Origin of the sequence: Dickeya sp. NCPPB 3274, from assembly GCF_000406205.1 — a bacterium.
Classification (GTDB): Bacteria; Pseudomonadota; Gammaproteobacteria; order Enterobacterales; family Enterobacteriaceae; genus Dickeya; species Dickeya fangzhongdai.
The window spans coordinates 1225724-1232826 of the sequence record NZ_CM001979.1; the positions used below are offsets into that span (position 1 = coordinate 1225724).

General features: G+C 50.6%; 4 protein-coding genes. 3 read left to right on the plus strand and 1 reads right to left on the minus strand.

The annotated features are described in order from the left end of the window. Nucleotides 1-58 precede the first annotated feature (58 nt). Nucleotides 59-1744, minus strand: a complete 1686-nt coding sequence (gene ybaL, locus DXX3274_RS06265; protein WP_042859098.1) for a YbaL family putative K(+) efflux transporter — start codon at nt 1742-1744, stop codon at nt 59-61. Nucleotides 1745-2233: 489 nt separating this feature from the next. On the opposite strand from ybaL, the gene ushA reads away from it, so the two are divergent. From ushA to DXX3274_RS06275, 3 genes are all read left to right on the plus strand, one after another. Continuing rightward, nucleotides 2234-3886, plus strand: a complete 1653-nt coding sequence (gene ushA, locus DXX3274_RS06270; protein ID WP_042859099.1) for a bifunctional UDP-sugar hydrolase/5'-nucleotidase UshA — start codon at nt 2234-2236, stop codon at nt 3884-3886. A gap of 526 nt (nt 3887-4412) precedes the next feature. After that, a complete protein-coding gene (locus DXX3274_RS22695; RefSeq protein WP_071603919.1) occupies nt 4413-4811 on the plus strand; it encodes a hypothetical protein in 399 nt (132 codons plus the stop codon). 591 nt (nt 4812-5402) lie between these two features. Then, nucleotides 5403-6989 (plus strand): methyl-accepting chemotaxis protein, encoded by a 1587-nt coding sequence (locus DXX3274_RS06275; protein ID WP_042859100.1) that lies wholly within the window; start codon nt 5403-5405, stop codon nt 6987-6989. Nucleotides 6990-7103 lie beyond the last annotated feature (114 nt).

Consider the following 7103-nt stretch of genomic DNA (forward strand, 5'->3'; position numbering starts at 1 on the left):
CATTGATGGCGGTACGGCTCGTGACGTCAGGCGCCGGCGGCGCCTGACGGGGGACGGTTTAGAGCGGGCACGCTTTGGCGGCGACGATCTCGTCGACGTTCAGCATGGTGATCATGGTTTCGGCGATTTCCCGCTCGCCCATTACCACGTGATCGGCGCCGTGTTCGGTGATGTAAGCCACTTCATCGTCATAGTGAGCCCGGGCGATGATTTTCAGGTCCGGGCGACGCGCTCGCGCCGCCGCCACAATTTCCCCGGCTTCGTAGCCGTTGGGGATGGTCAGCAGCAGCCAACAGGCGCAGTCAAGACGGGCGATGTCCATGATATCGGGTCGCGTGGCGTTGCCCAGCACCGTTTTGATGCCTTGTTCGCGCAGTGCATCGACGCGAGCACGCGAGGTTTCAATCACTACCATCGGTACGCCAGCCTGATACAAGCGGGCGCCGATCAGGCTGCCTACGCGCCCATAACCCACCAGTAACGCATGATTGCACAGGTCAACCGGGATCTGTTTTTCCTCTTCGATCGCTTCTTCGACGATCTGCTCTTCAATGGTTTCGTGCTTGGCTAGGTAGCGCTCCAGCAGGGCGAACAGCAGCGGGTTGAGCATGATCGACAAAATTGCGCCGGCCAGCACCAGATTGCGGCCGTTTTCCGACAACATGCCAAGCGAAATGCCAAGACCGGCCAGGATAAAGGCGAACTCGCCAATCTGCGCCAGGCTGACGGAAATGGTCAGCGCCGTGCGTTTGGAATGCCCGAACATGTGCACCAGCACAAAGGCGGCCATTGACTTGCCAATCACGATAATCAGCAGCGTGCTCAGCACAGCCAGCGGTTCGCTCACCAGGATCATCGGGTCGAACAGCATGCCGACGGAAACGAAGAACAGCACCGCGAACGCATCACGCAGCGGCAGGGTGTCGTGCGCGGCGCGCTGGCTCAGCTCCGACTCGTTCAGCACCATGCCGGCGAAAAACGCGCCCAGCGCAAACGAGACGTCAAACAGTTTGACCGCGCCGAACGCGATGCCGAGCGCCATCGCCAGCACCGACAGCGTAAACAGCTCGCGTGAACCGGTACTGGCGCTTTTCGCCAGCACCCACGGCACCACGCGCCGGCCCACCACCACCATCAGCGTAATGAACGCCACCACTTTACCAAGCGTAATCGCCAGGTCCTGCAGCAACTTACTGGTGTTGGTGGTATCGGTTTTCAGCATGTCGGCGAAGGCCGGCAGCAGCACCAGCGTCAGCACCATCGCCAGATCTTCGACAATCAACCAGCCAATGGCAATTTGTCCGCGTTGACTGTCGATCAACTGGCGTTCTTCCAGCGCGCGCAGCAGCACCACGGTACTGGCGGTGGACAGACACAAACCAAATACCAACCCCTCCGGCAGGCTCCATCCCAGCAGCGCCGATAGTCCGGCGCCCAGTAGGGTCGCCATCATGATTTGCGCCACCGCGCCGGGAATGGCGATCGACTTCACCGCCATCAAATCCCGCAGCGAAAAATGCAGCCCAACGCCAAACATCAGCAAAATCACGCCCAGTTCGGCAATTTCCGGCGCCAGTTGGGTATCGGCGACAAAACCCGGCGTAAAAGGACCGACCAGCACGCCGGCTACCAGATACCCGACCAGCGGGGAAATACGCAGTCGGTTGGCCAGGATGCCGAGCAGAAAAGCCAGCACCAGACCGACGGCCATCGTGGAGATTAAGGGGGTGGTATTATCATGCATTCCGACTCCTTTGCCATGCGTAACGAGAATGAGCGGATATTCCTGAGCCGTCAGTGGGTTGAGGCTCCTGAATGCTTATGTACCCTGCCGGCCCAAACCGTTCCCTATCCGTATACCGATGGCACTATTCAACGTCAGAGGGGGAAAACCGTCAGGAAGACGGGCAGAGTGAGACATAAAATGGTGTTTTTCATCCATTTAAATAGTGTAACACATATTTTCAGTTAAATTATTGCTTTTATCGTTGATATATAGAGCTAATTCAGTCTCTGTTTGCGGAGAAATCCCGCCAGCCGCATCCGCAGGTATTCCTGCCATGATTCAAGTTACGGATTATCAGACTGATAGTATGGCCGTTCTGCGATAACACGAGGCATCTCAGGTTCATCATAACGTCAACCATCCTGCCCTGATTTGTGTTAATTTGTGCGCGTCACAACAGGTTTAATGTAACAATTCTATAAGGAATTTTTATTACGGGGAGTGGTTATGCATTTTTCTGTCAAAAATCTGGGATGCCTGATGGCGGTAACTCTGGCGCTGTCGTCGCCTTATGCACTGGCATGGGAAAAAGATAAAACCTACAACATCACGATTTTGCACACCAATGACCACCACGGTCATTTCTGGCATAACGATTACGGCGAATACGGTCTGGCGGCGCAGAAAACGCTGGTGGACCAGATTCGTCAGGAAGTGGCGGGCAAAGGGGGCAGCGTACTGCTGCTGTCGGGCGGCGATATCAACACCGGGGTGCCGGAATCCGACCTGCAAGACGCCGAGCCGGACTTCCGCGGCATGAACCTGGTGGGTTATGACGCGATGGCCATCGGCAACCATGAATTCGACAACCCGCTCACGGTATTGCGCCAGCAGGAAAAATGGGCGCATTTCCCGCTGCTTTCCGCCAACATCTACCAGAAAAGTACCAAAAAGCGATTGTTCAAGCCTTACACGCTGTTTGACCGTCAGGGGATCAAGATTGCCGTTATCGGCCTGACGACTGACGACACCGCCAAAATCGGCAATCCGGAGTATTTCCACGACATCGAGTTTCGCAAACCGGCCGATGAGGCGAAAAAGGTAGTGGAACAACTGCGCAAAAAAGAGAAACCGGATGTCATCATCGCCGCAACCCACATGGGGCACTACGATAATGGCGATCACGGTTCCAACGCGCCGGGCGATGTGGAAATGGCGCGCAGCCTGCCTGCGGGATATCTCGACATGATCGTCGGCGGCCATTCGCAGGACCCGGTGTGCATGGCCAGCGAGAATAAAAAACAGGTGGATTATGTGCCCGGCACGCCCTGTGCGCCGGATCGCCAAAACGGCACCTGGATTGTGCAGGCGCATGAGTGGGGCAAATACGTGGGGCGCGCCGATTTTACCTTCCGCAACGGCGAGCTGACGCTGGCGCACTACCAGTTGATTCCAGTCAACCTGAAGAAGAAAGTCGAGAAGGCCGACGGCAGCAGCGAGCGCGTGTACTACACCCAGGAAATCGGCCAGAACCCGGACATGATGAAACTGTTGACGCCGTTCCAGGAGAAGGGCAAGGCGCAACTGGATGTGAAAGTGGGCAGCGTGAATGGTCGGCTGGAAGGCGACCGCAACAAGGTTCGTTTCGTGCAAACCAACCTGTCGCGGGTGCTGTTGTCTGCCCAACTGGAGCGGGCCAAAGCGGATTTCGGGGTCATGAGCGGCGGTGGCGTGCGGGATTCGATTGAGTCCGGCGACATCACTTACAAGACCCTGCTCAAGGTACAACCGTTCGGCAACACGCTGGTATACGCCGACCTGAAAGGCAGCGAGGTGGAAAAATACCTGGCGGTGGTCGCCAATAAAAAGGTGGATTCCGGCGCGTATGCTCAGTTCCTGAATGTCAGCCTGGAAGCGGACGGCACCGGCGTGAAGAACGTGAAGATCAAGGGCGAACCGCTGCAGGCGGACAAGGTCTACCGCATTTCCACCCTGAGCTTTAACGCCACCGGCGGTGACGGTTACCCGAAACTGAGCGACCTGCCGAGCTACGTCAATACCGGCTTTGTGGACGCGGAAGTATTGCGTCAGTACGTCGAAAAACACTCTCCATTGCAGGCGGCAGATTACGAGCCGAAAGGCGAGATTGTTTATAAATAATTGATGCGTATGGCGGTTTCTGTTCTGTTTTTTGAGAGTGGAAACCGCTATTTTCTCGGCTAAAAAACTTTTGCGATATAACCTTGTACATGAATACGTCACTCTTTTTCACGTAATAGAACATCAACGATATTACAGCCACTTTATCAGACGGTGTTTCGTAAAGAATGATGGTCATCCAGAAATATCGCAGGATAATTATTAATTAATAATATTATTCGCTGATGTTGTGATTCGTGAATAATAAATATTTTGTAGCTGGTTCCGAAGGGAATATTGTTTGATAAAAGACAGTGTGGGCTAAGGAAATTTAAGTTAGAGTAATCTTTCTGTGCCGGTTTAAATAATTGTGAGCTATTGACCTGTTTCTTAAAATGTGGTTTAGCAAGATGCTGAATATTGACATTTTTCTATTGAATGGATTAGCATAAAATACCACCTTATGTGTGGTTTTTATAAAGTAAATTGTTTTTTTCAATGAAATGGAATTGCATTAATTTATCAATAATTTTCAGGAGATTTAATCATGCGTAATACCTCTATTGGCATATTCATGCTGGCATGTATTTCTTTTGTCAGTGAAGCGGCGACAAGCATAACTATTGATCCTCAAAGGAATTGTCTGACAGCGCCTGCTCTTGATACTCTGGCAGGTACGTCAGCTAAGTTTTCTTTAGAGCCAGGGAGATATGTTTTATCTCTTGTGTCCAATAGTATGAATTGTAATCGCTCTTCAGGTAATAGCTGCATTATTGATACAGTCATGGTGCAAGGTGGATTTAAGAATGCTCGTTGGGGCGTCTCTGTTACCAGTAATCCGATTGTTGTGGATTCCTCTGGCTCACCGTTTATAGCCTATATCAGCGACGATAATTGTAATGATAATATTGGTCAGGCGACGTTGCTGATACAAAAAGCAAACTAATTCGCTTTTATACCCATCGTACTTCAAGTTGCAGGTGCGTTGTTCAACATGCCTGCATGTTGTCCTGCAACTCGAATTATTTTGGGTATAGGTAGTTAATTCATATAATCATATTTCAAATATTAATTCAGAACTGTATTTTTACTGCCGGGAGCACCCTATCCCGGTAGATAATGCGTTGTGTTTTTCTGCAGATAGCGCTCTACGGTATTTTCTGGTATGGCGTGATATCACTCCAGTGCCGAACAGGTGTTGCGCCCAAGTCTTATCTTTTCAAAAATCAGTGATGCCTGCATCAAATTTATAACATTCCGTGAGAAGGCTGCCTTAACCCTGTGATAGTGTTGAATCTTAACGACTAAGGTGGATGCCTCTGTTCTTCACTGTGCCTAATTCGATTGACTCAGGTAACGAGTAAACCGGATTTATTAATGGATAATCTTTTTTATGCTTAAAAAGCATATAAGGAAGATTTGTATTTTCTGCTATTTAAAAAGGTAATGCATTACTGATTTTATTTGAAATAGTGTCATAAGCGGTGGGTATGGCATAAAAAATTGATAACATAATCTCATGAAAGGTGATCAACCAATGAAGATATCCCTCGCCAGGAGGCTTTGGTTTCCGCTTATTATTAGTTTGCTGTGTCTGGCAGGAACGCTGCTTTATGGTTCGGTAAAAATCAAACAGGATCAGCTATCGCTAAGAAAAAGTGAGCTAATGCACGTTACGCAGCTAGCGTTGGGGGTAGTGAAAACCAATGCCGAACAAGCCAGTAATGGGTCGATTTCTCAGAGTGAAGCACAGCAGCGCGCAATGAAAGCCATAAAAGACCTGCGTTATGGCGATTCGGGATATTTCACAATACTAAACTCTCAAGCTCGGGTATTAATGCATCCAATAAATGAAAAACTCGTTGGACAGGGCGAGGATTTTAAGGATGCGAATGGCGTCTATCTTTTCAGAGAGATGGTTACTGTAACAAGAGACAACCAGTCTGGTTATACTGCTTACGCTTTTCCTCGCCCCGGCTCCACCGTTGCACAACCTAAAGTGGCCTATAATTCACCCTACGCCCCCTGGGACTGGATAATTACCACCGGTCTTTATGTTGATGATATTAATGAGGCGTTTACTTATTCTTTATATCAGAATGTCATTGTCTTTGTATTAATTAGCGCTGTGCTTTCATCTTTGGTTTACTATATAAATCGCAGTATTTTACGTACTCTTGGCGGCGAACCTACTTACGCCGCAGAAGCCGCTGCACGCATTGCAGCAGGTAATTTATCTTATCCGGTCACTACATTACCTGGCGACAAAATTAGCCTGTTGCATGAGATAGGCTTGATGCGGGAACAGCTAATCACCGTTATCGAAGATATTCGTTCCGGAGCAGAGGCTATCAATGCCAGTACTGGCGAAATTATTGCCGGTAACGTGGAGTTGTCGTCGCACACGGAGCGGCAGGCCACTTCTCTGGAGAAAACGTCGGCGAGCATGGAGGAAATTACCTCCACCGTTAAACAGAATGCTGACAATACCGAGCAGGCCCGCCAGCTGGCGCATTCCGCACTTGAGATAGCCTCCCGGGGAGGTGCGGTGATGCAGGAAGTTAACGATACGATGAATGGTATTTCTGAAAGCTCCGACAAAATCGCCAATATTACCGAGGTGGTGAATAATATTGCCTTTCAAACCAATATTCTTGCCCTGAACGCGGCGGTGGAAGCCGCGCGTGCCGGTGAGCAAGGGCGTGGTTTCGCCGTCGTGGCAGGAGAGGTGCGAAGCCTTGCTCTGCGTAGTGCGCAGGCGGCCAGAGAGATAAAAAGCCTGATAGAAGAATCGGTTTCTCGCGTGAGTAGCGGCTCGGCGAAAATCAAAGTGGCTGACGGCAGCATCAAAGAGGTAGTCAGTGCCGTACAGCATGTGGCTGATATCATGGTGGAAATCTCTACGGCGACGAGCGAGCAAGGAAAAGGAATTAGCTATATCAACGAGTCGATTGTTCAGATTGATTCGATCACCCAGCAGAATACCGCCCTGGTTCAACAGGCGGTAGCCGCAGCAAGTGAACTGGAACTACAGGCGCAGCGGTTGAAGGAGTCCGTCGCTTATTTTAATACTGACGGCTCTGACCATAGCCGCGGCACCCTGAGGATTGGTCATACCGGATAGTGGTAAAGCGGCGCGTTTAATAAAACAGGCGGTGGATGGTATGCGGTGTTCTGAGCGCTCAGAGGCCGCTATTTCCTGATGCCGCGCTCAATAATAAAAATGCCTGCATACGTG